The sequence below is a fragment of the Nitratireductor rhodophyticola genome, from assembly GCF_019891355.1.
GTDB classification, from domain to species: Bacteria; Pseudomonadota; Alphaproteobacteria; order Rhizobiales; family Rhizobiaceae; genus Nitratireductor; species Nitratireductor rhodophyticola.
On the sequence record NZ_JAHSSF010000003.1, the window covers coordinates 356,520 to 383,398 of the forward strand.

27 protein-coding genes and 1 tRNA gene are annotated in these 26,879 nt (G+C 62.6%); 13 read left to right on the forward strand and 15 right to left on the reverse strand.

Annotation, left to right across the window (positions count from 1 at the left end; translation table 11 throughout):
• Positions 1-19: 19 nt before the first annotated feature.
• The 11 genes from KUG85_RS12715 to KUG85_RS12765 form a co-directional block, all read right to left on the reverse strand.
• Positions 20-793: an aspartate/glutamate racemase family protein gene (locus tag KUG85_RS12715; protein WP_223005483.1), complete on the reverse strand. Its 774-nt coding sequence runs from the start codon at positions 791-793 to the stop codon at positions 20-22.
• 4 nt (positions 794-797) lie between these two features.
• Entirely contained in the window at positions 798-2,114 is a 1,317-nt protein-coding gene (locus KUG85_RS12720; protein ID WP_223005484.1) for a TRAP transporter large permease, read from the reverse strand.
• Complete coding sequence (locus tag KUG85_RS12725; protein WP_223005485.1) at positions 2,114-2,611, reverse strand: TRAP transporter small permease; 498 nt, start codon at positions 2,609-2,611, stop codon at positions 2,114-2,116. The genes KUG85_RS12720 and KUG85_RS12725 overlap by 1 nt, the downstream gene beginning before the upstream one ends.
• A gap of 61 nt (positions 2,612-2,672) precedes the next feature.
• Positions 2,673-3,686 (reverse strand): TRAP transporter substrate-binding protein DctP, encoded by a 1,014-nt coding sequence (dctP, locus tag KUG85_RS12730; protein WP_223005486.1) that lies wholly within the window; start codon positions 3,684-3,686, stop codon positions 2,673-2,675.
• Positions 3,687-3,745: 59 nt separating this feature from the next.
• On the reverse strand, positions 3,746-4,729 hold the full coding sequence (locus tag KUG85_RS12735; RefSeq protein WP_223005487.1) for a 3-hydroxybutyryl-CoA dehydrogenase: 984 nt from the start codon (positions 4,727-4,729) through the stop codon (positions 3,746-3,748).
• Positions 4,729-5,805, reverse strand: coding sequence for an NAD/NADP-dependent octopine/nopaline dehydrogenase family protein (locus tag KUG85_RS12740; protein ID WP_223005488.1), 1,077 nt, complete (start codon positions 5,803-5,805; stop codon positions 4,729-4,731). Before KUG85_RS12740 ends, KUG85_RS12735 begins: the two co-directional genes overlap by 1 nt.
• 46 nt (positions 5,806-5,851) lie before the next feature.
• On the reverse strand, positions 5,852-6,295 hold the full coding sequence (locus KUG85_RS12745) for a RidA family protein (protein ID WP_223005489.1): 444 nt from the start codon (positions 6,293-6,295) through the stop codon (positions 5,852-5,854).
• Positions 6,292-6,816: a MarR family winged helix-turn-helix transcriptional regulator gene (locus tag KUG85_RS12750; protein ID WP_223005490.1), complete on the reverse strand. Its 525-nt coding sequence runs from the start codon at positions 6,814-6,816 to the stop codon at positions 6,292-6,294. Before KUG85_RS12750 ends, KUG85_RS12745 begins: the two co-directional genes overlap by 4 nt.
• Positions 6,817-6,828: 12 nt before the next feature.
• Positions 6,829-8,115 carry a TRAP transporter large permease gene (locus KUG85_RS12755; RefSeq protein WP_223005491.1) on the reverse strand — a complete coding sequence of 429 codons (1,287 nt, stop codon included), beginning with the start codon at positions 8,113-8,115 and terminating at the stop codon, positions 6,829-6,831.
• Entirely contained in the window at positions 8,115-8,624 is a 510-nt protein-coding gene (locus KUG85_RS12760; protein ID WP_223005492.1) for a TRAP transporter small permease, read from the reverse strand. The genes KUG85_RS12755 and KUG85_RS12760 overlap by 1 nt, the downstream gene beginning before the upstream one ends.
• Positions 8,624-9,598, reverse strand: a complete 975-nt coding sequence (locus tag KUG85_RS12765; RefSeq protein WP_255606392.1) for a TRAP transporter substrate-binding protein — start codon at positions 9,596-9,598, stop codon at positions 8,624-8,626. The genes KUG85_RS12760 and KUG85_RS12765 overlap by 1 nt, the downstream gene beginning before the upstream one ends.
• A 261-nt stretch (positions 9,599-9,859) precedes the next feature.
• Between KUG85_RS12765 and KUG85_RS12770 the strand changes: the two genes are divergently transcribed.
• From KUG85_RS12770 to KUG85_RS12805, 8 genes are read left to right on the forward strand one after another with little or no spacing between them, the layout of a single operon-like run.
• Positions 9,860-10,825: a PDR/VanB family oxidoreductase gene (locus KUG85_RS12770; protein ID WP_223005494.1), complete on the forward strand. Its 966-nt coding sequence runs from the start codon at positions 9,860-9,862 to the stop codon at positions 10,823-10,825.
• 40 nt (positions 10,826-10,865) lie between these two features.
• Positions 10,866-12,197 (forward strand): aromatic ring-hydroxylating dioxygenase subunit alpha, encoded by a 1,332-nt coding sequence (locus tag KUG85_RS12775; RefSeq protein WP_223005495.1) that lies wholly within the window; start codon positions 10,866-10,868, stop codon positions 12,195-12,197.
• Positions 12,197-12,679: an aromatic-ring-hydroxylating dioxygenase subunit beta gene (locus tag KUG85_RS12780; RefSeq protein WP_223005496.1), complete on the forward strand. Its 483-nt coding sequence runs from the start codon at positions 12,197-12,199 to the stop codon at positions 12,677-12,679. The genes KUG85_RS12775 and KUG85_RS12780 overlap by 1 nt, the downstream gene beginning before the upstream one ends.
• 13 nt (positions 12,680-12,692) lie before the next feature.
• On the forward strand, positions 12,693-14,333 hold the full coding sequence (locus KUG85_RS12785; RefSeq protein ID WP_223005497.1) for an AMP-binding protein: 1,641 nt from the start codon (positions 12,693-12,695) through the stop codon (positions 14,331-14,333).
• Complete coding sequence (locus KUG85_RS12790) at positions 14,333-15,517, forward strand: thiolase family protein (protein WP_223005498.1); 1,185 nt, start codon at positions 14,333-14,335, stop codon at positions 15,515-15,517. Before KUG85_RS12785 ends, KUG85_RS12790 begins: the two co-directional genes overlap by 1 nt.
• Positions 15,514-16,773 (forward strand): SDR family NAD(P)-dependent oxidoreductase, encoded by a 1,260-nt coding sequence (locus KUG85_RS12795; protein ID WP_223005499.1) that lies wholly within the window; start codon positions 15,514-15,516, stop codon positions 16,771-16,773. Before KUG85_RS12790 ends, KUG85_RS12795 begins: the two co-directional genes overlap by 4 nt.
• Positions 16,770-17,573: a cyclase family protein gene (locus KUG85_RS12800; protein WP_223005500.1), complete on the forward strand. Its 804-nt coding sequence runs from the start codon at positions 16,770-16,772 to the stop codon at positions 17,571-17,573. Before KUG85_RS12795 ends, KUG85_RS12800 begins: the two co-directional genes overlap by 4 nt.
• A gap of 4 nt (positions 17,574-17,577) precedes the next feature.
• Complete coding sequence (locus KUG85_RS12805) at positions 17,578-18,306, forward strand: SDR family NAD(P)-dependent oxidoreductase (protein WP_223005501.1); 729 nt, start codon at positions 17,578-17,580, stop codon at positions 18,304-18,306.
• Between the two features lie 114 nt (positions 18,307-18,420).
• Here KUG85_RS12805 and KUG85_RS12810 read toward each other — a convergent pair whose 3' ends face one another.
• The 3 genes from KUG85_RS12810 to KUG85_RS12820 form a co-directional block, all read right to left on the reverse strand.
• The gene (locus tag KUG85_RS12810; protein WP_223005502.1) at positions 18,421-19,296 is read right to left on the reverse strand and encodes a LysR family transcriptional regulator; all 876 of its coding nucleotides are present in this window, start codon (positions 19,294-19,296) and stop codon (positions 18,421-18,423) included.
• 33 nt (positions 19,297-19,329) lie between these two features.
• Positions 19,330-20,670: an SLC13 family permease gene (locus KUG85_RS12815; protein WP_223005503.1), complete on the reverse strand. Its 1,341-nt coding sequence runs from the start codon at positions 20,668-20,670 to the stop codon at positions 19,330-19,332.
• 227 nt (positions 20,671-20,897) lie between these two features.
• Entirely contained in the window at positions 20,898-21,983 is a 1,086-nt protein-coding gene (locus KUG85_RS12820; RefSeq protein ID WP_223005504.1) for a DUF418 domain-containing protein, read from the reverse strand.
• 218 nt (positions 21,984-22,201) lie between these two features.
• On the opposite strand from KUG85_RS12820, the gene KUG85_RS12825 reads away from it, so the two are divergent.
• The 3 genes from KUG85_RS12825 to KUG85_RS12835 all read left to right on the forward strand — a co-directional run bounded on the left by KUG85_RS12825 (position 22,202) and on the right by KUG85_RS12835 (position 25,248).
• Positions 22,202-22,801 (forward strand): TetR/AcrR family transcriptional regulator, encoded by a 600-nt coding sequence (locus KUG85_RS12825; RefSeq protein ID WP_065816989.1) that lies wholly within the window; start codon positions 22,202-22,204, stop codon positions 22,799-22,801.
• 68 nt (positions 22,802-22,869) lie between these two features.
• Positions 22,870-24,009, forward strand: coding sequence for a serine hydrolase domain-containing protein (locus KUG85_RS12830; protein ID WP_255606393.1), 1,140 nt, complete (start codon positions 22,870-22,872; stop codon positions 24,007-24,009).
• Positions 24,010-24,261: 252 nt separating this feature from the next.
• On the forward strand, positions 24,262-25,248 hold the full coding sequence (locus KUG85_RS12835; RefSeq protein WP_223005506.1) for a phospholipase D family protein: 987 nt from the start codon (positions 24,262-24,264) through the stop codon (positions 25,246-25,248).
• 225 nt (positions 25,249-25,473) lie between these two features.
• Here KUG85_RS12835 and KUG85_RS12840 read toward each other — a convergent pair.
• A tRNA-Ser gene (locus KUG85_RS12840) sits at positions 25,474-25,563 on the reverse strand.
• Positions 25,564-25,820: 257 nt separating this feature from the next.
• On the opposite strand from KUG85_RS12840, the gene KUG85_RS12845 reads away from it, so the two are divergent.
• A complete protein-coding gene (locus KUG85_RS12845; protein ID WP_007009232.1) occupies positions 25,821-26,474 on the forward strand; it encodes a 50S ribosomal protein L21 in 654 nt (217 codons plus the stop codon).
• Between the two features lie 83 nt (positions 26,475-26,557).
• A complete protein-coding gene (gene rpmA, locus KUG85_RS12850) occupies positions 26,558-26,827 on the forward strand; it encodes a 50S ribosomal protein L27 (protein WP_007009231.1) in 270 nt (89 codons plus the stop codon).
• Positions 26,828-26,879 lie beyond the last annotated feature (52 nt).

Genomic DNA, 26,879 nt, shown 5'->3' on the forward strand with positions numbered 1-26,879 from the left:
CCGGAGAATTATCGCTTCCTTATAGTCCCTTCGGATGGGTCATGAACTCTTCGATGATTTCCTCGGGCGGTTTAACGAAGTCCGAGGTGCGGCTCACGCCAAGGCCGGTCAGCGCCCGCAGCTTCACCGCCATTTCCGCCAGTTTCACAACAATCGGGATGCCGTTGATAACAGGCGCGCCATCCACCCGGTGTGCCTGCAATTGAGAGAACAGAAGCATGGGAATGCCGCCACCGGGGATCAGCACGTCCACACCGTCGCGCACCAATGGCCTTGCCTGTTCCTCGAACAGGGCGCGCACCGTCTCAAGCCGCTCATCGGAGCCGAAGGCGGCAAGGATCTGCCCCGGCTCGAAATCCATGGCGTGCACGCCGGTCACGCGTTCGCCGAGACCATATTTGCCGATCTGGTGGTGAAACCAGGGAATGTAACGCCGGTTGATGGTGACGATGCCCGAGCGCTGGCCAAGCTGGCAGGCATGCAGCATGGACGCCTCGCCCATGCCCAGCACCGGAATGTCGACCACCGACCGCGCCTCATAGAGCCCCGCATCCTGAAAATGCCCGATGATGAAGGCGTCATAGCCCTCGCGCTCGGCCCGCACCGCATTGCAGATCACCTCGCGCGCGCAGCGAAACTCGACAATGGCATGGGCGTAGCTGTCATGCGGGGTGATGCCCTTGATGTCGATCTCAGTACCGGGATCGATGATCGCATCGAGATGCTTTCTGAGTTCATCCCAGTAGCCCGCGCCATTCTCGTAATCGACATAGCTCTGATACCAGATCTTCATGCGGTCAGCTCCTGATGAGGCCCGGCAGCCAAAGGGCCAGTTGCGGGAATAGCGCCAGCAAGACCACCAGCAACAGCGTGCAGGCGATGTAAGGCAGCGCGGCCCGCGCCACCTGCCCGATGGTCGTGCCGGCCGGGCTCACCCCAACCATGACGAAGAGCAGAAGCCCGAAGGGCGGGGTTGCAAGGCTCAGCTCCAGCGCCAGAAGCATCACCACGCCGAACCAGATCTGATCGAACCCGTAGAGTGCCACCAGCGGCATGAAGATCGGGAGCGTCAGCATCATGATCGAGAGCTGATCCATGAACATGCCGAGAAGCAGAAGCACCAGGAACATGATGGCAAGCACCACATAGGCGTTGAGCTCGAAACTGGTGGCAAACGCGATCAGCCCGGAGGACGCGCCGGAAAAGGCAAGGATCTGCGAAAAGGTCGTCGAGCCCACGATGATCATCAGCATCATGGCCGACACTTTCAGCGTGCCGGTGAGCGAGCGAACGACGGCCTCCCAGCTCAGCGTGCGATAGCAGGCCGCGAGCACCACCACCGACAGCGCACCGAAAGCGGCGGATTCGGTCGGCGTCGCCCAGCCGAGCAGGATGAGCCCGACCACGGCAAAGACCACGATGCCCATGGGCAGGACATCGACAGCAAGCGCCCGAACGATCTCGGAGACGCTTGCCCGTTCCGCCGCATAGCCGGGTGCCGCCTCTGGATCGAGCGCGATCTGTATGCGGATCGTCGCAAGGAACATGAGCGCCAGCACAAGACCCGGAACCAGACCCGCGATCAGCAGAGCACCCACATCGATCCGCGCCAGCGATCCGAGCAGCACGGCCAGCGAGGATGGCGGAATGATCATGGCCAGACCACCCGTCGCCAGGATCGGCCCCATGATCATGTGCGGCTTGTATCCGCGCTTGATCATGTCGGGCATCAGCGTCGTGCCGAGCATCGCCGTGTTGGCCATTGAGGAGCCCGACAGGGTGGCGAAGATCGTGCCGCCGCCCACTGTCAGATAGGAAAGCCGCCCCTTGATGCCGCCAAAACACTTGTCGAGCGCATCGAAAACACGAATGGCAAGCCCCGTGTGAAACAGAAGCTCGCCCATGATGAGAAAAAGCGGCACCGGCACAAGCGCGAAACTCGTCACCGATGTGGTGGCATTGGCGACGAGCTGATCGATGCCGATCATGCCACCCATGAAAATGACAACACCGACGATGTTGATCGCCAGAAAGGCAATCGCCACCGGCATGCCGAAGAACATCAGCGCGAGCAGCCCGCCGATCATGAGGAGTGTGGCTTCATACCAGGCCATCAGTGTGCTCCCCCGCTACCCGTATAGGTTTCGCCCCGCAACAGCATGCGCAGGAACTCCAGCGCCATCAGGCCGAAGCCTACGGAAAGCATCGCGTAGAGAACCCAGGACGGGATGTTGATGGAGCGCATGTCGACCGCGCGCGACTGCACCATCTCCAACCCCACCGCCGCCGAGCGCCAGCACAGGAGGGCAAGCGTCAGGATGGCGAGAACCAGCACGACCCGCCCCGCCAGCAGGCGTATCGTTTCCGGCATCGCTCCCACGAAGGAGGAGATCGCCACATGCCCGTTGTTGCGCACCAGCCAGGGGGCGGCTGCCATGGTGGAGAAGAGCATCACATATTCAACGATGGCGCTGGTCGACTGGAACGGGCGAAACCCGGTGTTGCGCAGCACGACGTCGACAATGATGGCGACAGAAATGAAAACGAGACTGGCGGCGCCCAGCACAGCCAGTCCGTTGATGATCCAGTTGTAGAGACGTATCAGAAACATGGCGCGCGGCTTTTCAAAGGGAGTGTGGCGGGGAGCCGATCAGCCCCCCGCCGGTGCGGGATCAGCGGTCGTAATACGCTTCGCGCAATGCGTCGTAATATTCCGATCCGGAATCCTTCATCCGCTTCCAGGCGCTGTCATAGGCCAGATCAAGGAACTTCGCCTCTGCCTCGCCCTCGAGCGTGATCACTTCCATCCCGTTTTCGCGGACCGCCTTGTCGGTCTCCTCGATCACTTTCTGGAAATTCTCATAGGACGTCTGCTCATATTCGGCAGCAGCATCGTTGATGATCTTCTTTGCCTCGTCGCTCAGGCTGTCCCATTTGGCCGGGTTCACCACCACGGCGAGGTCGGTCTGGAAGAAGCCAGGATCGATGCGGTAGCGCAGGAACTTGTCCCAGGAGAGATCCTGAATGCCGACAATCGGCCAGCCCGAACCGTCAAACGTGCTGCGTTCCAGCCCGGTATAGACATCCGGAACCGGAACGGAGACGGGAATGGCGCCCAGCGCTTCAAAGAAGGAATTGTAAATCGGCTGCGAGCGGATGCGCTGACCATCGAGATCGATGCCGCCATCCTCGGTCCTCTTTGGCTCGTTGATCGTGTAGATGTAGAACTGCACACCCGTGTCGAGGTGAGCCAGAAGGTTCACGCCGAGCTTCTTGGAAAAGGCTTCCTGCATGATGCCGAAGCCGCCATTCTCGCGCGCCTTCGCCGCCGTCACGGTCGAGCCGACCCAGGCATCCGCCTCCGGCATCGTGCCGAGATAGTAGGAGGCGGGGCCATACTGCATGTCGATCACGCCGCGACGGACCGCATCCACCTGCTGGTTCGGCGGAAACATCTCCGGCCCGCCCGCATAGTTGATCTGGATGACGCCCTTGCCGCGCTCGTTCACGAGGTCGACAAAGCCCTTGAAGCTTTGCGAGAAGGCAAGCGACTGCGGGAAGGCGGAAATTGCCTTCAGCGTCTCTTCCGCGCTGGCCTGTCCGGCAAAGGCGATGCTGGTCAGCGCCGTTGCAAGAAGGCCGTTTCTGATGGTCCTGGCGATCGATCTGGTCTTGGCTTGGTTCATTTCTTCGTCCTCTCTGGTTGTCCGGGCTTGTTCCACCCGGTTTTGGTTTCAACTGCTCCCTAAAGCTTTGGCGGCCGCACAAGCCCCGCATTGTCGAGCGCCTTCAGGAAGGCGGCCATGCGGCGCTGGCGATAGGCATCGACATCCATGTCGGAATAATCGAAGAAGCCGGAGCCGGTCTTCAGACCGATACGCCCCTCTTCCATGTGGCGACTGATGATCTCCGGCGCTTGATAACGCTCGTCATCGAAAGCCCCGGCGAGATAGCGGCTTGCATAATAGAGAATGTCGCCGCCGCCCCAGTCGATGAATTCCAGAAGTCCCAGCACGCCGAAGCGCAGGCCGAACCCATAGGTCACCGCCTTGTCGACATCCTCGGCGCTCGCAACGCCTTCCTCCACGATCCGCGCCGCCTCGTTCATGGCGAGCGCCTGAATGCGCGGCACGATATAGCCGGGCGAAGCCTTGCAGACGATAGGCACCTTGCCGATGCCTTCAAGATAGGCGCGCACGAATGCGGTGGTTTCCGCATCCGTCTCATCGGCCGGGCTCAGTTCCACCAGCGGCATCAGAAAGGCCGGGTTCAGCCAGTGCGCATTGAGAAAGCGCTCGGGCGCAGAGGTGAAACCCGCCAGTTCCGTCGACAGCATGGTCGAGGTGGTCGAGGCCAGAATGGCGTCGCCATCCGCATGGGCGTCGAACAGCGCAAACGCATCGCGCTTGGCGTCCGTCACTTCGGGCACGCCCTCGAACACGATCCGCACGCCGGAAAGGCCCGCTGCCGCCTCGCCGCGCGGCACAATGCTCACCCGTTCCATGATCTGCGGAACGGCATCGACTTTGAAAGCACCGAGTGCTGCGATGGAGGCGAGCGCCGTGCGGATCTCGTCCAGCGCCTCGTCGCGCAGTTTTGCGAAGGCGTCGGCGTCACGCTCCTTGGCATCGATCAGCCGCACCTCGTGGCCGGCATAGGCGACGCATTGGGCAATGCCTCGCCCCATGCGCCCGGCGCCGATGCAGGCGATGGTCACGTCATCTGCCATCACAGCCCCTCGCGCAGCATCGTCTGCACCGCCTCGCGGCTTTCACCGGCAAGGCCGATCTTCTCCATCGTGCGGCCCTCGGCGCGGAAGTCGCGCTCGGCCACCGCACCGGCAATGGCCAGGAGGCCGGTCGCCACCGGACAGGGCACACCTGCCCATTCACCCACGGAAACCATGAAGGCGAGGCCCATGCCCACATCCTCCAGCATGTAGCGATGCGACTTCAGGTCCAGCTTCTCGTGCCAGTCACCGGAATCCACCAGCTTGTCATGGGCCAGATTGCCATACATCCAGTTGCTGGTCTCGTAGTGATCGGCGAGCGGGAAATGCGGCGCGCCATAGCCCAGCGCCTCGCGGATCGCCATCCGCTCATTGTCGAGCGCGGTGTGCGTGCGGCGGATGGAGGGCTGCGTCCCCTCATTGTGAATGTCCCAGCGATCGAAATGCTCGATGGGACCGGCATTCATGAGGATCAGCGGCGGGTGGATGATCGGGCCGGCATTCATCAGCGCGCCCGACAGCGCATCCTCCACCGGCTCGATGGAGGCCGGGAACACCGCCGCAATGGTCTTGATCGCATGATCCGTGTGCCGCGCCGGCAGCACGCCGGTCGGCAGGCGCGAGGCCCGCGTCGTCACACGCACTTCGAGCGGTCCCTGCTTGCGCGTCAGCCATGGCAGTGTGCCGGTCTCGGCAATCGCGATGTCGGCCTTCGAGCCCGCTTCGCGAATCCGCTTCATCATCAGGTAAGAGCCGAACGTGCCCGGCGGCAGATAGATCACCTGCCCGTCTTCCAGATGCGGTGCGAGGCGAGTGGCGATGTCCTCCTGCGCGAAGGCCGGCGTCGGCGCAACGATCAGCTCCGCTCCCTTGAGCGCTGCAGCAAGATCGTCGGTCGGCACGACCGCGATCTTCCGGCTGCCCTCATGGTCGGTCAGGGTGATGCCGCCAGCCTTCTCGACATCGGCGAAACTGGCGCGGTCGCGCCGCCACCAGCGAACGTCATGCCCCGCCTCGGCGAAATCCGCCGCCGCTGCATAAGACCCGTTGCCTCCGCCCAGAACCGCTACTTTCATTCCTGTACTCCCCTCATTGCCGCGCATTTTCTTGCGGATGGTTGTTCTATTTTTGAGCAGGCAAAACCGCCGTCGCCTCGATCTCCACGACAGCCTCCGGCTCCACGAGCCGTGTCACCTGAACGGTCGCCATGGCCGGAAAGCAGCGCCCGAAGACATCGCGATACGCCTTTCCGAGCCCTTTCGGGTCGGCGAGATAATCTTCAACATTGGTCACATACCAGGTGAGACGCGTCAGATGCTCCGGCCCCGCTCCAGCCGCCTCCAGCACATCGCGAATGTTGCGGAACGTCTGGTGAGCCTGCGCGACAAAGCCTTTCGGAAAGCGCCCCTCCCGGTCCCACCCGACCAGACCACCCGTATAGATGATGCCGCCATCGGTCATCACGGCATTGGCGTAGCCCTTCGGCTGCGGCCAGCCTTCCGGGCTGACCGTTGCGTGCAGCAGGCGCGGCTCGGCAGCGTTCGGGGCGTTCTCGGTCTCGCTCATGTCGCTCTCGTCTCCAGTTTCACCGGTCCGGCGACCGGCGCGGGCGCAACGCTGCTGCCGGCACGGTACAGCGCGTGAATGTGCCTCAGGGCGTCTTTCAGCAGCGCCGCCTCGCCGGGGCGAAGCCGGGCGATGATCGCCCGCTCATGGGCCTGCGCCTCATCGACCAGACGCCCGCCAAGCTCGCGTCCAGCCGGTGTCAGGAACACGCGCACGCGCCGCCGGTCTCGTTCGTCGCTGCGGCGTTTCACCAGTCCCTTCAATGCCATGTGATCGACGATCTTGGTCAGATGCGACTGCTCCATCAGCGCAAGCTGGGCGAGCTGCGTCACCATCTGGCCGTCCTCATCGCTCAGGCAGGCGAGAATGCGCCATTCGGGCACGCGCAGCCCCTGCTCGCGCACATGGGCGTGAAAGTCGGCACTGGCCGCATCGCTTGCGGCGGCGAGCAGATAGAGCAGGTAGTCGCCGACAAACCCGGCGTTGCGGTCGATCTCGATCCTGTCTTCGTCTTTCGCCATCATCTCTTCCGGTCACATGGAATTGGGTATCAGAAGCGCCATCGCCGGCAGCGCGATCAGAAGCGCCAGCCGCACCACATCCAGCGCGACAAAGGGCAGGATGCCGGCAAAGATGCGCTCCAGCGGAATGTCGGGCGCCACCGTGCGCATGACGAAAACATTCATGCCGATGGGCGGCGTGATGAAGCTCAGCTCGGTGGCGATCACCACGAAGATGCCGAACCAGATCGGATCGAAGCCAAGACCGGTGACGATCGGAAACAGGATCGGCACGGTGAGCGTGATCATCGAGATGCTTTCGAGCAGACAGCCCAGCACCAGATAGATCAGCACGATCATGAAGATCACCGGATACGGGCCGACGCCGAAAGCGTTGATCCAGTTGCGCAGATCGCCCGTCAGGCCGGAGAAGTTCACATAGTTCAGAAAGTAGAGCGCTCCGAACAGAATGAAGAACATCACCGCCGTGGTCTTCGCTGTGTCGAACAGCGTGGAAAGCGTGGCCCGCAGGGTCAGCCGACCGCGCATGAAGGTGAGAAGAAACGCCCCGCCCGCGCCCATGCCCGCCGCCTCGGTGGCGGTGAAGACCCCCATATAGATGCCGCCCAGAACGAACACGAAAAGCGCCAGCGCCCAGACCACACCGCGCAAAGCGCGAATGCGGTCGATCAGCGGCAATTTCGGCTGGGTCTCCAGATGCTCTGAATAGACCACCAGCGACAGACGCACGGCGATCATGTAGCCGATCACGCCGATCAGCCCCGGCAGAAGGCCGGCCAGAAACAGCTTGCCGATGTTCTGCTGCGTGAGGATGCCGTAGATGACAAGGATGACGGACGGCGGAATGAGAATGCCGAGCGTTCCGCCCGCTGCGATGGATGAGGCAGCCAGCCGGTCCGAATAACCATATTTGCGCATCGCCGGCAGCGAGATGCGGGCCATGGTCGCCGTGGTGGCGAGCGACGAGCCGCACACGGATGAGAACCCGCCACAGGCGACGATGGTCGCCATGGCAAGCCCGCCCTTGCGGTGGCGCAGCCAGGCATTGGCCGCCGCATAGAGATCGCCAGCCACGCCCGACTGAACCACGAGATTGCCCATCAGCAGGAACAGCGGCACGACGGACAGCGTATAGCTCCTGCCACTGTCGAAGAAGACCTGCCCCAGCATGGCCAGTGCCGGATGCCAGCCGACGATCGAGACAACGCCGATCAACCCCACCGCCGTCATCGCAAAGGCGATGGGCACGCCCGCAAAGATGAGCGCCAGAAGCAGCGCCATTCCGATTGGCCACGCCATCAAACGCCCCCGCCATCGCTTTTGGGCAGGCGCAGCACCGCCATGACGAATGTAACCACCGCACAGACACCGGCGATGACTGCCGTCGCCTTGGCGAACGGCCCAAGCGGCGCACGCAGATAAACCGTCACCTCATTGTAGCTGTCGAGCTGGGCCCCATGGTTCCAGAGCTGCCAGGAAACGAGCCCCAGCACCACGGCAACCACAAGCCGGGCGAGATTGAGTTGAATTCTCTCAGCAACGCCCTTGAGCCCGGCCGTGAGCAGATCGACGCTCACATGCCCGTCATCCAGGCACACCGCCGGCAGCCCCACAAACACGATCGCCATCAGGAGGATTTCGGTATATTCCGCGGCACCCGGCAGCGGCGACGACAGGAGATAGCGGCCGATCACATCGACCACCGTCACCAGCGTCAGCGCCACCAGAAACGCGCCGCAAAGCACGGCGGTCGCCAGTCTTAGCCACCGCCGAGCCCGCATTGCGATCCGCTCGGAGGAGGCGGCCATTATTCAGCCGCCACCGCTTTGATTTCGTCCTTGAGCTTGCCCATGACCACCTCGAAATCGAGTCCCTTGGCCTCATAGGCCTTGGCCAGATCGTCGAACATGGGCTGCGTCTTCTCACGCAGCGTCGCAAGCTCTTCCTCGGTCGCATCGTGGAAGTCGACGGTCGATCCGATCACGTCCATGCCGGCTGCATCCGCCGCATCCCAGGCCTGACCGGCCATGCGCGAGAACGCCTCGCCGGAGACCTCTTCGATGGCCGCCTTGTCCTCATCCGACAGGCTGTCGAACTTCGCCTTGTTCATTACGAAGAAGAACGAGACATTGTAGAGACCGCCGGGCACGCGCAGCGCCTTGTCGACCAGTGTTTCGAGCTTGAAGAAGGGCACGGATTCGACCGGGAAGAAAATACCGTCCGCGATGCCGCCCGACAGGATCTCATAGGACTGCGGAGACGGTGCCTGGATCGACACCATGTCCATCGCTTCGGCAAGCTTGTTGGTGATGTTGCCCGCAACGCGGATCTTGGCACCGGACAGGTCCGAAAGAGGCGAAACCGGCTTGCCCTTGGTGAACAGGAGCCCCGGCCCATGCCCGAAGACGCCCAGCACCTTGGTGCCGCGATGCTCTTCGGCCTGCGCCAGATCGCTCTCGAACACACGCCAGAAGGCCACCGAAAGGCTCTCCGACGTATCGGCGAGGAACGGCATTTCTGCGATTTCGGTCAGGGTGAAACGCCCCGGCGTATAGCCATGCACGCCGAATGTCAGGTCCACGGCGCCATTGGCGGCGAGATCGAAATGCGCCGGCGGCGGCCCGAGCGGCGCGTCGAGGATCTGCACCTCGATGCGGCCGGCGCTGGCCTCTTTCAGCTTCTCCGCCCACGGGATCATCATGTCCCTGACAATCGGGTGAGACGGCGGCAGCCAGTTCGACATGCGCAGAACCGTCTCCTGCGCCATGGCACCAAAACTCATGGCTGTCGATAGAATAGATGCAGATACAAGTGTTTTGATCATGCGCGTCATCGTTGTTCCTCCCATGACGGCCTCCTCCAGCCCTGAGGCTTCCACAAGTTTCAGCGCGCTTCAAGCTTAAAAAGATGAAATTTCACTTTTTTAGGCTTGAAGCTTGACAAGGCATAAATATGCGAATTCATATTAATTGGAAACTGTGGCTGACAATCCGCCCGCCGAGCGGATTAAATGGAGGAGCTGCAGAGGGAGGAGATTTCGGCAATGGGCGAACTGAAGCTCAAGGTGCGCGCGAGCGAAGCGCTGACCCCGCAAATTCGAACGCTCGAGCTGGAAGCAGCCGATGGCGGCACGCTGCCCGGATTTTCTGCCGGCGCGCATATCCGCGTTGCGCTGCCCGATGGCTCGGACCGGCACTATTCCCTCGTCAATGCCAGTACCGAAGCGGGTGCCACGGACGCACCCGCCACCTATCGCCTCGGCGTGCGCCTCGAAGAGGACAGCAAGGGCGGCTCCCGCTTCATGCATGGGCTGAAAGAGGGCGACATCATCGAAACCTCCGCGCCGCGCAACGATTTTGCGCTGGTCGACGCGCAAGCGCCTGTCCTTCTCATCGCCGGCGGCATCGGCGTCACGCCGCTCATCTCCATGGCTGCCGAACTCAAGGCGAAGGACCGCCCTTTCTCGTTTCACTATGCCGGCCGTTCGCGCACGCTTCTGGCCTTTGTCGATGCGCTTGAGGCCATCGAAACCAATGCCCTCACCATCCATTGCGACGACGAGCCCGAAACCTGCATCGACCTGAAGGCGCTGATCGGCAAGGCGCCGGCGGAAGGCCACATCTATGTGTGCGGCCCGCGCGGCATGATCGAGGCGGTGCGCGAGATCGCCCACGCCCGCGGCATCGCGAAGGACCATGTGCATTTCGAGCTGTTCGAGGCGCATGAAGCCGAAGCGGGCGACAAGCCCTTCGAGGTCGAGATCAGCTCCACGGGTCAGGTCTTCACCATCCCGCCGGGCAAGTCCATCATCGAAGTGCTCGAGGAAGAAGGCGTCGACCTGATCTATGATTGCCAGCGCGGCGATTGCGGCATCTGCCAGACAACGGTCCTGTCCGGCATTCCCGACCACCGCGATGTCATCCTCACCGACGATGAACGCGCGGCAAATGACGTCATGCAGATCTGCGTGTCACGCGCAAAATCCGACCGGCTCGTCCTCGACCTCTAGGAGACCGACTGGACGGCGGCCAGCAAGGGAGCAGCAAGCCATGAGCCGTTACGCGAACAACCCGCAAGCCATCAGAAATCTGATCCGGCCCACGGAAGTCCACCGCGACGTCTATATCGATCAGGAAGTGTTCGAGCTGGAGATGAAACATCTCTTCGCCAACACCTGGGTCTTTGTCGGCCATAAGAGCCAGACGCCCAACAAGGGCGACTACTTCACCACCGAGATCGGCACGCAGCCGGTGATCATGGTGCGCCACTCCGACAACGAGATCTACGTCCTGCACAATCGCTGCCCGCACAAGGGCACGAAGATCGCCATCGACCGGACGGGCAACACGGGCAAATTCTTTCGCTGCCCCTACCATGCATGGTCGTTCAAGACGAATGGCTGCCTGCTGGCGATCCCGTTGCGCAAGGGCTACAAGGACACCGGCCTCGAAGAAAGCGAATCCGTTCATGGCATGGCCCCGGTCGGTGCGGTGAAAAACTATCGCGGCTTCATCTTCGCCCGCCTCAACAAGGAAGGCCCGGACTTCGAAAGCTTCTTCGGAGAGGCGCTGAGCTCCTTCGACAATATGGTCGACCGCTCGCCCGAGGGCCGTCTGGAGGTGGCCGGCCCGCCGCTGCGCTACATGCATCGCTGCAACTGGAAAATGCTGGTCGAGAACCAGACCGACACCTGCCATCCCATGGTCGCGCATGAAAGCTCCGCCGGCACGGCCATCGACCTGTGGGAGAAGATGGACAAGCCCGAAGGCACGAAAAAGCCCATGGCCATGGAGGTAATCGCCCCCTTCATGAGCCCCTATGAGTTCTTCGAGAACATGGGCATCCGCACCTGGCCGAACGGCCACGGCCACACCGGCGTGCATCACTCGATCCACTCCGACTATTCAGCCATTCCCGGCTATTACGAGCAGATGGTCGAGGCCTATGGCGAGGAGCGCGCAAAGGCGATCCTCGGCGAGAACCGGCACAACACGGTCTATTTCCCCAACATCATGATCAAGGGGCCGATCCAGCAATTGCGGCTGTTCACCCCCATCGCCGCCGACAAGACGCTTGTCGAAAGCTATATCTACCGGCTGGTGGGCGCGCCCGACATGCTTCTGGAGCGCACCGCCATGTACAACCGCATGATCAACGCGCCCACCTCCATGGTCGGCCATGACGATCTGGAAATGTATGAGCGCGCGCAGGAGGGCCTGCACTCCGACGGACTCGAATGGGTCAATGTCCAGCGCCTTTACCAGGAAGGCGAGAATTTCGACGAGATCGCCGTCGAAAACGGCACCACCGAGCGCCAGATGCGCAACCAGTTCCACGCGTGGGCCAAATACATGACGATGACGATGGAAGGAGACGCGTGATGAAGGCTCCCACCCGCGAAGACCTGATCGACTTCGTCTATGAAGAAGCCCGCATGCTGGACGATGGGCGCTTTGACGAATGGCTCGATCTGTGGACCCACGACAGCTATTACTGGATGCCGCTCGACTACAATCAGGAAGACGCCAAACACGTCACCTCGCTCCTGCATGAAGATGCCTTCATGCGCAAGCTGCGCGTCGAGCGTTTCAAGGGCGAGCGCACCTTCTCCCAGAAGCCGAAGACCCGCTGCCACCACGTTCTGAACCGCCCCTTCATCGACCATATGGACGATGAGAAGGGTGAGTATGTCACCCACACGGCATTCCACTATGTGGAGACGCGGCTCGACGACCAGATCCTGCTCGCCGCCACGGCACGCCACGAGTTGAAACTCATCGAGGGAAAGCTGAAGATCACCCACAAGCGCGTCGATCTGCTCAATTCCGATGCCGCCTTCGGTAATATCCAGATGTTCCTTTGAAAGCGCGCAGCAGATGAAATCGCAGATCCCGCCGTTCGACACCGTGTTCGCGGCCTTTGCCGACACCGCCCGCCGCTGGCCCGAGCGCCCCTTCCTGCACGTACTGGAGGAGACGGCCACGGTCTACGACATTCCCGCCGGCGAACTCTCCTATGGCGCCGCACTTGCCGAGATTGAACGCCTGAGGGACGCCTATGCCGCCGGTGGCTACCGCGCCGGCATGCGCGTCATGCTCCTGATGGAAAACCGGCCGGGCTTCTTCCTGCACTGGTTCGCCTTAAATGCGCTCGGGCTCTCGGTCGTGCCGGTCAATCCGGATCTGCAATCGGCCGAGCTGGAATACATGGCCGGGCACGCGCGCCCGGTTCTGGCGGTGGCCATCGCGAGCCGTGTGGCGGACCTTGAACAGGCGGCCGCCGCCTCCGGCGTCGGCTTTCCGGTCGTCACCCCCGAGGCGGACACCCCGCCGCTCGATCCGCGCTTTGCCGGCATGGAGACGTCGCAGGGCGCATCGCTCACCCGCGAAGCGGCCATGCTCTACACCTCCGGCACCACAGGCAAGCCCAAGGGCTGCGTCCTGTCGAACCTCTATTTCCTGCATTCGGGCCGCTGGTACGCGAAGGCGGGCGGGCTGTGCGCCATGAACGAAGACGGCGAGCGCATGATCACGCCGCTGCCGATCTTCCACATGAACGCCATGGCCTATTCGCTGATGGCGATGGTCACGGTCGGCGGCTGCCTCATCGCGCTCGACCGCTTCCACCCGCGCAGCTGGTGGCAGAGCGTGCGTGACAGCCGGGCCACCTGCCTGCATTATCTGGGCGTCATGCCGTCCATTCTCATGAAGGCCGCCCCATCCGATCAGGACCAGGCGCACAATGTGCGCTTCGGTTTCGGCGCGGGCATCGACCCCAAGCTGCACGGCCCGTTCGAGGAGCGCTTCGGCATTCCGCTGATCGAGGGCTGGGCAATGACGGAGACGGGGGCCGGCGCGGTCATCGTCGCCAATCACGAGCCCCGCAAGCGCGGCACGAACTGCCTTGGCCAGCCCGGCCCGGACATCGAGGCCCGCGTGGTCGCGGACGATGGCAGCGAGGCAGCCCCCGGCGCGCCCGGCGAACTTCTGGTGCGCCATGCCGGCGAAGATCCGCGTTTCGGTTTCTTCTCCGAATATTACGCCAACCCCGAGGCCACTGCCGAGGCGTGGGAAGGCGGCTGGTTCCACACCGGCGACATCGTCATGCGCGACGCCGATGGCGACTTCTTCTTCGTCGACCGCAAGAAGAACGTGATCCGCCGTTCCGGCGAGAACATCGCCGCCGTGGAGGTGGAATCCTTCCTCATGCAGCATCCCGACATCAAGGCGGCAGCAGTCGCAGCAGCCCCGGACGAGCTGCGCGGCGACGAGGTCTTCGCCTGTCTCGTGGTCGAGAGCGGCGAACGCGATGAGGCGCGCGCCCGCGAGATCGCCGAATGGTGTCTGGACCGCGTCGCCTATTACAAGGTTCCGGGCTACATCGCCTTTGTCGACGCCCTGCCCCTGACCTCGACGCAAAAGATCCAGCGCGGTGAACTGAAGACACTGGTCGCCCGGCTTCTCACCGATCCGGCAACGGTCGACACACGCTCCATGAAGAAAAGGCGCGCGGCCTGATGGCGGGCCGCACCTCAAGACGCAAGGGCTATGAGGGCGTGGTGCTCGCCGCGCCCGCCACAACGCCCTATCAGCGCTTCTCCAAGGAAACGGCGCATTGGTGGATCGCCCGCGCGCTGCGCCAGTCGCTTCAAAGTGCCGGCCTCAGCCCCCGCGATGTGGATGGCTTCTCGGTTTCGAGCTTCACGCTCTTTCCCGACACGGCGGTGGGGCTGACCCAGCATCTCGGCCTCACCCCGCGCTGGCTCGATCACATCCCCATGGGCGGGGCGAGCGGCGTCGTGGCGCTCAGGCGCGCAGCCCGTGCCGTGCAGGCGGGCGACGCCGACATCGTCGCCTGCGTTGCGGGCGACACCAATCATGTCGACAGTTTCCGGCGCATGCTCTCAAGCTTCAGCCGCTTCGCGCAGGATGCCTCATATCCTTATGGAGCAGGCGGACCGAATGCCTGTTTCGCGCTCCTGACCGACCACTATATGAGCGCCTATGGCGCGACCCGCGAGGATTTCGGCCGCATCTGTGTCGCCCAGCGCGACAATGCGCTGAAGAACCCGCACGCGGTGATGAAAAAGCCGCTGACCATGGATCAGTATCTTGCCGCGCGCATGATCTCCGATCCCATCGCGCTGTTCGATTGCGTCATGCCCGTCAGCGGCGCAGAAGCGTTTCTCGTGATGCGTGAGGAGGACGCCCGCGCCGCCGGCCTTCCTTACGCGCATATTCGCGGCAGCATCGAACGCCACAACGCCTTCCTCGAAGACCCGATCCAGATGCGCGGTGGCTGGGCCATGGATATCGACGAGCTTTACGCCATGGCAGACGCCACGCCCGACGACATGGACCTGTTGCAGACCTATGACGACTACCCGGTCATCTCCATGATGCAGTTCGAGGATCTGGGGTTCTGCGGGAAAGGTGAGGGCCCGGCCTTCGTGCGCGAGCGCGATCTCACCATTGCCGGCGATTTTCCGCACAACACGTCGGGCGGTCAGCTTTCGGCCGGACAGGCAGGAGCCGCCGGCGGCTTCATCGGGCTGGTCGAGGCCATCCGCCAGGTCACTGGCAGAGCCGGTCCCACCCAGGTGGAAGGGGCGGCGACCGCCATGGTCTCGGGCTTCGGCATGATCAATTACGACCGTGGCGTCTGCTCCAGCGCCGCCATCATTTCGGGAGCCGGCACATGACCGACGCCATTCTGCCGCCACCGAAGAAAGACCCGCAAAAGCGCACCCGCACACAGACACTGCCCTCGGGCCTCAGAAGCCGCGCGGCGCTGGGGCTCACGGCGGCCGCCGCCGAAGGGCGCTTCATGCTTCAGGTCTGCGGCGAATGCGGCGCGCTGCAATATCCGCCGCGCGACGCCTGCTCCACCTGCCTGTCGACCGACCTGCCATGGCGCGACATCGACCCGGCAGGCGAGATGATCGCCGAGACCACGGTGCGCACCAGCACCAACACCTATTTCCGCGAACGCACCCCCTGGCGTGTCGGCACCGTCCGGCTCGACGCCGGCCCCTCCGTGATGTGCCATATCCATGGCGATGTGCCGCGCGGCGGCCGGGTGCGCATCATCAACCGGCTCGACAAGTCGGGCCAGGGCGTTCTCTACGCCCTGCCTCCCGAAGGGACGCCCAACATGGAAGACGATCCGCAACTGCGCGAAATCACCGCCGATCCGAAATTCCGCCGCGTGCTCATCACCGATGCGCGCAGCGAAAACGCCGTGGCGCTGGCCGAGGCCTTTGCCAAGGCCGGCGCGTCGATCATCTTCATCGGAGAGCCCGAAGGCTGGCGGCCCTATCCGCACCGCACAGCACTCGAGGCGATCCCCAATGTTCAGATCGTGCCGCTCGACGTCACCGACACCGCGTCGGTCGCCGAGCTTGCCGGCGAGATCGGCGGCAAGACGGACATTCTCGTCAACAATGCCCGCTTCGTGCGCCCCGGCGGCATCATGGACCGTGGAGACACCGTGTTCGCCCGCGACGAAATGGAAGTGAATTATCTCGGCCTGATGCGGCTTGCCCAGTCTTTCGGCCCGGCCATGCGCGGGCGCGGCGCAGACGGCGACAACAGCGCCGCCGCCTGGGTCAACATCCTGTCGGTCTACGCCTATTCAAACATGCCGGCCTTTGGCGCGTTCTCCGCTTCCAGTGCCGCCGCCTACTCGCTGTCGCAGTGCCTGCGCGCAGAGATGCGCCCCGGCGGCGTGCGCGTGATGAACGTCTATACCGGCCCGACGGATGACGCATGGCACCAGCCCCTGCCGCCGCCCAAGGTCGCGCCCGCTGGACTTGCCCGGGCCATCGTCTCCGGCCTCAAAGACGGGCTGGAAGACGTGTTCGTCGGCGATGTGGCGAAAGACCTGATCGAACGCTGGCGCGCCGGCGCAAAAGTGCTGGAACGCGAGATGAGCGAAACCGACGGAGGCGGCGCATGAACGTCCACGCAACCGACCCATCCGCCCTTCTGGGCAATCTGGCGGAGGCGCTCGCCACCGGCGCAATCGAGGTGGTGGACCTCACCCACACGCTCGATCAGGATTTTCCGGTCATCGTGCTGCCGCCCGAATTCGGCCAGTGCGCCCGCTTCCGCATGGAAGAGGTGTCCGCCTATGACCATCGCGGCCCGGCGTGGAAATGGCACAACTTCACCTGCAGCGAGCACACCGGCACCCATTTCGATGCGCCCTCGCACTGGATCTCCGGCCGCGACGTGCCCAATGGCAGCGTCGACGAGATTCCCGCCGAGCGCTTCATCGGCCCGGTCTGCGTGATCGACTGTTCGGACGGCGCTGCCGCCGACGAGGATTTCGAGCTGACGCCGGAGATCATCGAGGCGTGGGAGGCCGAGCATGGCCGCATTCCCACCGAAAGCTGGGTTCTGATGCGCACCGACTGGTCGAAGCGCCGGGGCGCGGCCTATCTCAACATGCGCGAGGATGGCGCGCATTCGCCCGGCCCCACGCCGGCGGCGATCCGGCTTCTGGTGGATGAACGCGGTATTCGCGGTTTCGGCACCGAGACCGTCGGCACCGACGCCGGTCAGGGATCGCATTACACGCCGCCCTACCCGGCCCATTTCTATCTTCACGGCGCAGGGCGTTACGGCCTGCAATGCCTCAACAATCTCGACCGGCTGCCGCCCACAGGCGCCATGCTGATCGCAACCCCGCTCAAGATCAAGAACGGCACCGGCAGCCCGCTGCGCGTGGTGGCGCTTGTGCCCGGCAGGAACTGACACGATGGATAGAGAGCTTACGGCCGTCATCACCGGCGGCAACAAGGGCATCGGTGCGGATCTCGCCCGGACCATGCTGGATGCGGGCTACCACGTCGTCTCGGTCGCGCGCCGCGCGCCGGAGTTCTCGCATGAACGGCTGAGCTCGGTCGAGGCAGACCTGCTGGACGACACAGCCGTCAGCGCGGCCGCAGCCGAGATCGCCGGCAGGCACGACGTCACCCATTTCGTGCAGAATGCAGGCCTCATCTGGCCGAACCTCATCGAGGACGCCAGCGCCGAGGACATCACCGGCCTCGCCCAGCTTCACCTTGGCTCCGCCCTCACGCTTTTGAAAGCCTTCCTGCCTGCCATGAAGGAACGCCGCTTCGGACGCGTTCTCTTCAATGGATCGCGTGCAGCACTGGGCGCGCAGACCCGCACCGCCTATGGCGCATCCAAGGCCGGCATGGTGGGCATGGCGCGCACCTGGGCGCTGGAGCTCGCCCCCCATGGCATCACCGTGAATGTGGTTGCGCCGGGACCGATCCAGACCGACAATTTCTGGGGCATCATCCCCAAGGGCAGCGAGCGGGAAGCAGAGCTTGCCAAACGCATTCCCGTTGGCCGGCTCGGCGCGGTGGAAGACGTCACCAACGCCTTCATGTTCTTCGCCGACCCGAAGGCGAGCTTCGTCACCGGGCAGACGCTTTATGTCTGCGGTGGTGCAAGCGTGGGCAGCATGCAGCTTTGACAGCGACGCACGTTAGAGCGGCTCACCGTTTCAGGAAAACGCCGCTCCGCTCTATCTGTCTGTTTCTCCGCATTTGTGCGGGCGTCAGGTGATCCCACCTGACTGCAAAATGCTTTAGTCGGCGGCGGTAACGATGGTGCGCGCCGCCTGAAGCAGCGGGTCGTCGTCCCTCTCCCTGAGGCTGGCAAAAACGAGCCGTGCGGCAGCATGCGCCTTGCAGATGAGGTCCACCTCGCCGTCCGCCTCCGCCGAGCGCGCAGCTTCTGCATGCAGCAGACCGACGCCTACCCCGCCTGCGATCAATGTGCGCGTGACCTGCTCCCGGTCAACGCTGATGATGCGGGTGGGCCGAAAATTATGCCTGCGAAAGAGCGCCTCGGCCGCCTCCCCACAACACGTGTCCGGGGCCGGGCAAATCCACGGCATCTCCGCCAGTTTCCGCCAGTCGGGTTTGTCTTTCGCGTCCACGGTCCCGGGCGGAACGGCGAGATAGATAGCAAAGCGCAGGACATCGACCACATTCAGATCGTCGCCGGGCTCGCCTGTCTCGTTGTAAAAACCGGCATCCAGACCGCCGCTGCGAATGCCTTCGGCAATGGAGCGCGAGGTTCCATGCCGCAGCACGACATCCACCTGCGGATAGCGCTCGGCAAAGCCCGTCATCAGCCGCCCCAGCGCCTCAGGCCCGGAGTTGCAACCCATGCCAAGCCGCAGGCGCCCGGTGAGGCTGCCCTTGAGACGGGTTGCCTCCTCAAGCAGTTCACGGTGGGCACCCAGCGTCTGTTCGGCCCTCGCAAGCAGGCGTTCGCCGTCCCCCGTCAGGATCATGCCGCGCGGTGTGCGCTCGAAGAGGGAAAGCCCGAGCGTCTCCTCCATCGCCTTGATGTGTGCGCTGACGGCAGGCTGGCTGAGATGGATGCGCTCGGAGGCCCGCGTAATGCTCCCCTCGCGAGCAACGGCAACGAAGGTTCTCAGTTGCTGAATATCCATTCCCGCCTCATCGCTGGGTAGCCAGACGCATGTCTACACCATGCCGAGAGCATACCACCACAGAAGATCGAGCGGCATGAGCACGAGCGCGCCGATGGCGAACATCACAAGGCAAAGCCGAACCACTGCACCGACAGGCAGGTCGCCCAGTTGCATCGCCGTTATCAGCGGCGGTGCCTGATAGGGCAGGAACACGTTGGAGAAGGCCAGAACCTGCGTCATCAGAACCGTGGTGAGCGGCAGCCCCGTCAGCGCCGCAAGGTTCTCCGCCACCGGCGTCATGATCGCGGGCACGCCGGGCAGGTTCGTGATCATCGCCACCAGCGTCGAAATGCCTGTCAGCATGGCAACATTCCAGAAAGGCCGATCTGCCTGAAATCCGGCAAGACCGCTCAGATTTTCCACCACCACTTCGCCCAGCCCGGTTGACGAAAGCACCGTGCCAAGACCGAGAATGCCGGCGACAAAAAAGAGCGAGGCGTAGTTCACGTCCTCATTGATGCACTTCTTCGAGGTGAGCCCGGACCCGGGCCACAGGCAATAGAGGCCGGCGGCAAGCGCGATCCAGCCCGGCGAGATATGGTGGAGCGTATCGGTCAGCCACAGGGCAAGGCACAGCCCCAGCACCATTGTCAGCCGCCTTTCCGCCGGGGACATCCCCGGCAGGTCCGCCGGCGCCTCCGGCTGGCGCTGCGGATCGCCATCGGGAAACATCTTCAGGATGAGCACGACGAGCACGCCCGCCTTCAAAAGCCCCAGCACCGGGAAATGAATGGCCAGATAAGACCAGTAGGAAATGCGCGCGCCATAGAGCGTCTCGGCCATACCGGCCAGGATCATGTTGGGCGCATTCGCCGGCAGGATGGTATAAGCTGGCAGGCAGGTTCCGAAAGCCGCGGCCAGAATCATGCCGGTCCGCCCGCTGGAGCTCTTGCCATATCCCATGTGATCGGCGAGCGCGATGACGATCGGCAGAAGCAGCACGATGCGCCCGATGGAAGACGGCATGACGAAGGCCAGCGCCAGGCTGAAGCCGGTCACACCCGCAATGACGGTGGAATAGCGCATGCCGAGCATGCCGGCGAGCACCGCCGCCATGCGTTTGCCAAGGCCGGTGTACCGGATCGATACCCCCAGAATGATGCCCCCGAAGAGCAGCCAGAAGGTCGATGAATAGAAGCCGGAAAACACCGCCTGCGCCGGGGCGATACCGGAAAGCATGGCGATGAGAAAGAACATCAGCGCCGTCCAGTATTCGGGGACCGCGGCTGTCGCCCACATGCCGATGCAGAAGACGGCAAGCGCCGCCGCGAGCGCCATCGGAACCGGCAGCGAAAGCCCGGTGACAAACCCGACGGCACAGGCGGCAACCACGATGGCTAATGATTTTATAGAGTTTCCCGCCGGGGCCCCCGTGGACACGCCGCTTGCTTGCGCATCTTTGGGGGCCTGCGCGGCAGCAGGCAAAAGCGTTTGGTCGGACATGGAATGAGAAAGCCTCCAGGAAACGGTGTCGTGCCGGCGACATTGCTCTTTTCACCCTTTTCCGATCCAATCGTTTGTTGAAATACCTGCCCTCAGCAAAACCGAGGGCAGTGCCCCTACCCGGCGAGCTCCCGCATCAGCATCTCGACAGGCCCACGCCTGAAGGCGCGCGACCACAGCCACGCAAACAGCACCGCGACGAAACAGAAGATCAGCGACGCCATGAACGACACACCGAGTGTCTGCCCACCCAGCAGGCCGAGCGCTTCGATCACCCCCATACCAACCATGATGTGGGCAATGTAAAGCGTGAGTGTCTGCCGTCCGGCGGGCACCACCACCCGCATGAACGGCGCCATGGCAGCCAGCTCCGCAAGCCACAGGCAGAGACCGACCACGAACGACGCCATTCCCATGCCGGCCAGCATATAGAGCGGCATGGGCGGTACCGGCCCCGTTGTCGCCAGATAGGCAAGCTCGGGATCGAGCGACGCCAGAAGCGGGCGCAGTTGCGCGCCAAGCACCTCGGCCAGCAGATACGCCGCCACGCCGCCAAGCATCAGGGCGTTGCGAACACGCCTTTCGCCTAGCCTCAGCCGGCTGAGGATGATGCCGAAGAGCAGAAAGCCCAGCCACGGAATGACCGGGTGCCACCCATTGAAGAGGAGGTTCCGCACAAAGCCCGCCGGTGTCCAGAAATCGGCATAGCTGTAGTCCACCCAGTTGCGGCCCGTGTCGTAGTCGAAAATGAAGTTCATGCCGACAAAGGCAATGTTGAGCGCCACGATCATGGCGATCAGCGTTGGCGTTGGCCACGAGAGAAGAAGCGCGCCAAACAGGAAATAGAACGCGTAGTAGTGCAGGATGTCGGCATCGAAAACGAGCGTGTTGGCGAGGCCCAGCACCAGAAGGAACACCGCGCGCCTGATCGTGACCGGCACCGTGCTTTCCACCCCGCGCCCGGCCGCAAGGCCAAGGCCAATGCCGGCGAGCACCACGAATGTGGCCGCAGCCCGCCCCTCAAGCGCCAGCGTGAACCAGGCAAGGGGTCCCTCGCCGCCTTCCGCCCCCATCCCTTCCGCCCCCATGACAATCGTAAAGTTGACGATCACCATGCCGACGAAAGCAAAGAAGCGCGCGAGGTCGAGGCCTTCCAGCCTCCCGGTTCGCGCCAGTCGTTCGACCTGATCAGAAACGGTCATGCCGCGCCTCCGCCGTGGCATCACGCGCTGCCGCGCGGCAGGGTTCCCCACCGGCCACGCATCTGCCTGCGTCGACCATGGACCGGGCTCCTCTCTGCGAGTGCCGGTCTCCTGATTTTCTGTGTTTATCGCGCTGCATCCCTTGCTCCATCTCGATATATCAGCCATATTATGAACGATCGTTCGTTCATATATCTGCCAATTGTGAAACCTGCAAGATGATTGGAAAGAAAACGGCGCCTTCGCCTCCCCACCCGCGCAAGCAGCGCATCATCGAGGCTGCCGTCACCTGCTTTCTGGAAGCCGGCTATCATCAGACGGGCGTGCGCGACATCGCCCACCGGGCGGGCATCAGCCTCGGCAATCTCTACAATCACTTCTCCGGCAAGGAGGCCGTCCTGGCCGAGATCGCACGGATCGAGGCACAGGAACTGGAAGCGTTCCGCACACTGCTCGCCGCAGGCCCGGACCCGAAGGCGACGCTGACGCGCTTTGTTGAAGACTATGCGGAATACGCAGCCCGCCCGGAGAATGCGGTTCTGGGGCTCGAAATCCTGTCCGAAGCCATCCGCGCGCCGCAGATCGCCACATTGTTTTCCGGCAACCGCGCCGGGCTTGTGACCGGTCTGGAAGAGCTGCTTGAAAAGGGCGCACGCACTGGCCATTTCCGCGCGTTCGAAGACCCTCGCGAAACGGCAGGCCTCATACTCGACGCCATCGAGGGGCGCGCGCTGAGGGTATTGCTGAAGGACGCAAAAGGCTCCGCAAAGACCACGCTGTGGCGCTTCATCGACGCGGCGACACAGGTTAAGCCGTGAAGCTTGCCCTGATATGTGGCGCAATATCGGTCCTCATTGCCGTCTGCGCCTTCGTCGCGTTGGAATACGTGACCCTGAAGCTGCCCAAGCTTGTCATCTCGCCAGATGCGCCGCTCGCGGAAAGGACGCGTGCGCTGGAAGACTGGTTCGACGCACTCGAGCACGCCAGAAAATTCAACGGCACGGTCCTGATCGCCCGGGAAGGCAGCACGGTTTTCGAGCGCCATGTCGGCTTTGCCGACGCCGCGACAGGGCGCGCCATCACCAGCAACACATCCTTCAACCTGGCCTCGGTCTCAAAGCACATCACCGCTTTCGCGGTCCTGCTGCTTGCGCATGAGGGCAAACTCTCGCTGCACGACCCTCTTGTACGGCACATTCCCGAACTGGGACGCCACGACGGCGTGACACTCGATCATCTGCTTTCTCATACGTCCGGCATTCCTGACTATGCGCGAAGCCGAAACCTGGCGAAGAGACTGGAGCGGGACGGGGATATCCTGACGCCCGCAAAGCTGATCGCCTGGCTTGCCACGACGGATGACGGTCCGATGTTTACCCCGGGCGAAAAGGAAAACTACTCGAACAGCAATTATGCGCTTCTGGCCGAAATCGTCGCACGCGTTTCGGGGCAGTCATTCGCCGGCTTCCTGCAATCACGCCTGTTCACCCCTCTGGGAATGCACCGCACGGCAGTCGTCAGCGGCATCGAAAACACCAGCCTTCTGGAAGACAGGGCTCTCGGTTTTCGCAGGCGCTTCCTCTATTTCGGTTCTGACGTACCCGACGATCTCAACCGTTTTGACGGTGTGGCCGGGGACGGAAACATATATGCGAGCGCCCGCGACCTCATCATCTGGGATCAGGCCCTGCGCCGGGGCACACTGATGCCCGCAGAAGCCTACGAGCCCGCCTATGCGCCCGGGCGTCTGGCGAATGGTGAGATCATTCAGGAAACCGTATTGGGCAAAACCCTCCAGCCCGGCCTGGGCTGGAATGTACAGGATTTCCCCATCGTCACGTCCTACGGCCTATGGCAGGGGTTTTCGAATTTCTACTGGCGCGATCTGGAGAACGAGATAACCCTCGTCGTCCTCAGCAATGCCGGCATCTTTCTGCGCACGGTGATGATCGGTGAAAAACTCGTCGAGTTTGCGCAGACGCTGAGCGCCGACCCGCAGCAAGGCTCAATGCCCGCGCAGCCGTGAGGTGAACGCGGCACTGTCTCGCTTGGACCCGGCTCTGCCGCTTCTTTCAAACCACGGATTACACAATTGCCCGGGAGCGATAATCAGAACTTGAGGATATCGGAGATGACGATCCATTTGATCATGAACCGGTGGAGCGTTCGTGAGAAAATTCGAACGCGGTTCCCAGCGGGCGACCGGCCGCTTTGAGCCCATTGTTGACCAAAACTACGACTGGCACGAATGTCTGCTTGATTTGGAAAAGGATTACACATGCCTGATTTTGTCGACGGAACCCAACTTCTTGAACAGCTTCGCACCGAATATCTCCGAACACAGCGTGCCGACCTTGCCGTGGCTTTCTGGGGTATAAACGCCTTAGAAAACCTCGGCCTCCGAAACGGCACAGGGGTGCGGATCGTATGCAATCTTTTGAGTGGTGGCACGAACCCGAATGAAATTCGTGCGCTACGCAGAATAGGCGCAGACGTACGTCAGTTGAACGACCTGCATGCGAAGATCGGCATCGTCGGCGACATTTCGTTCATGGGGTCATCCAACATGTCGGCGAATGGCCTCGGCATGGAGGGCCAGCCCGCCCTGTGGCGAGAGGCAAATGTCGTGTACGGCGACGCCCGCCCCGAGATTGTGAGGATGTTTAAAACGTTCTGGGATGCTGCCACGGAAATCAATGAGGCCGATCTAGAGGCTGCGGCTGCGGCTTGGAAAACGCGGCAAGAGGGAAATGCCGCAGTCGCTGCCAGAAGGGGCGGCCGTAGCTTGGTCGACGTCCTGCGGACGGCCCCGGCGGAACTTGATGCCCTCAATGTCAGGATGGTGGTGTATGACACCGTGACGGATGCCGATGAACTGGCGGTTCTAGACAACGCTGAAGAGAGTGCGCGCAGCCAGTACGGCCAATCTTTTGGCGTGTATTGGGACTGGGAAAGCATGACCACCGATGCTGCGACGGCGTATCTGGTCGACTACGACTGGCCCGCTCGCGGAGTAATAGCTAGAGGGATGCTCTACCGCAGGAATGCAAGTGATTTTCCGGATTTCGAGCAGGACGGGGAAACTTTTCACGTCGCCTATGAAATCGACAACATTGAGGGGATCACGTTTGGTTCAGCGGACAAGACAGCTATCCGCAGGGCATTCCACGCCTATGTCCACGCCGGGGCACCCAAAGAAGAGGGAGGCCGGCGATCCTACAACTTCCCCATCTCGGAACTAGCACCTCATCTTGAAGTAGTCTAATGAATGCCGCAGGGTTCCTAGCGAGGAGGTGTCTCAAGGAACCCTGTCCGGCGGAACCAGACCTTCATGCACGCCGCAGCGAAGGTCAGTAAAGTCCGCATAACCGACATTTGGCCCAATATCTGCCCACAGACGGAATTGAGCAGTATACGGTGAACAGCGAAAATCTGACGCCGATACCGCAGCACATATCATTGTACCGGGAACGCTGTCACTTATGGAAAATGGCGGAGAGGGAGGGATTCGAACCCCCGATACCCTTGCGAGTATGCCGCATTTCGAGTGCGGTGCTTTCAACCACTCAGCCACCTCTCCGCGAGATGCTGGTCTGCTGTTGCCAGCGCGGCGCACTAGATAACCGGTGATCGGATTCGATACAAGGGCCAATCGCAGCCAATCTGCGGCATTTTTGCCGCCTCTGCTTGACCTGCCACCCCTCTTCCGTTATGGACACGCGACCTGCGGCGCGGGAAAACCCGGCGCCGTTTGTTGTTTAACCATCCAGACTGGCAAAAAGACGGCAGGCCGCGCCTTGCGGACCCAAGCCGGACCGGACACTGAAAGGCAAAAAGATGTTCGCAGTCATCAAGACCGGCGGTAAGCAGTACCGCGTTTCCGCAAACGACCTGCTTCAGGTCGAGCGCGTCACCGGCGAGCCCGGTGAGATCATTCAGTTTGCAGACGTTCTGGCCGTTGGCGAAGGCGAGGACGTGACCATTGGCGCACCGCTCGTCGATGGCGCCAGCGTGGCCGCCGAGGTGGTCGAGCAGGGCCGCGGCAAGAAGGTCATCGCGTTCAAGAAGCGTCGCCGCCAGAATTCGCGCCGCAAGCGCGGCCATCGCCAGCTTCTCACCACCGTGCGGATCTCCGAGATCCTGACCGGCGGCGCGAAGCCCTCGAAGAAGGCCGCTGCGAAGCCGGCTGCCAAGGCCGAGGAAAAGCCGGCGAAGAAGGAAGCCGCGCCGAAAAAGGCAGAGGCAAAGACGGAAGCGCCGGCAGCGGCTGCTCCGCTCTTCACCGCTCCGGCCGGCGAGCCCGACGATCTGACCAAGATCAAGGGCATCGGCCCGGTTGCAGCCGGCCAGCTCGCCGAGCAGGGCATCACCACCTACGCACAGGTGGCCGCTCTCACCGACGAGGACGTGGTGCGCATCGATGAAGCCATGCCGTTCAGCGCCGACCAGATCAAGGACTGGCGCGAGCAGGCCAAGGAACTGGCGAAATAATCCTTCGCCAAAGGGTTGAAATTCAGCGCCTGACAGCGCATTAGGAATGCAAGCGCTCTCGACGGGCGCAAAGGAGCAAGATTATGGCACACAAAAAAGCTGGTGGTTCGTCGCGCAACGGTCGCGATTCCGAGTCCAAACGCCTTGGTGTGAAGAAGTTCGGCGGCGAGAAGGTTCTCGCCGGCAACATCATTATCCGTCAGCGCGGCACGAAATGGCATCCCGGCGTCAATGTCGGCATGGGCAAGGATCATACGATTTTTGCGAAAGAGGCAGGTGCTGTCTCCTTCGCGAAAAAAGCCAATGGTCGAACCTACGTGTCCGTAAACCCGATTACGGAGGCAGCGGAGTAGCCGGTCCGCTTCACCAACACCGGCGACCCATCTCGGGGACCGGTGTCTGGAC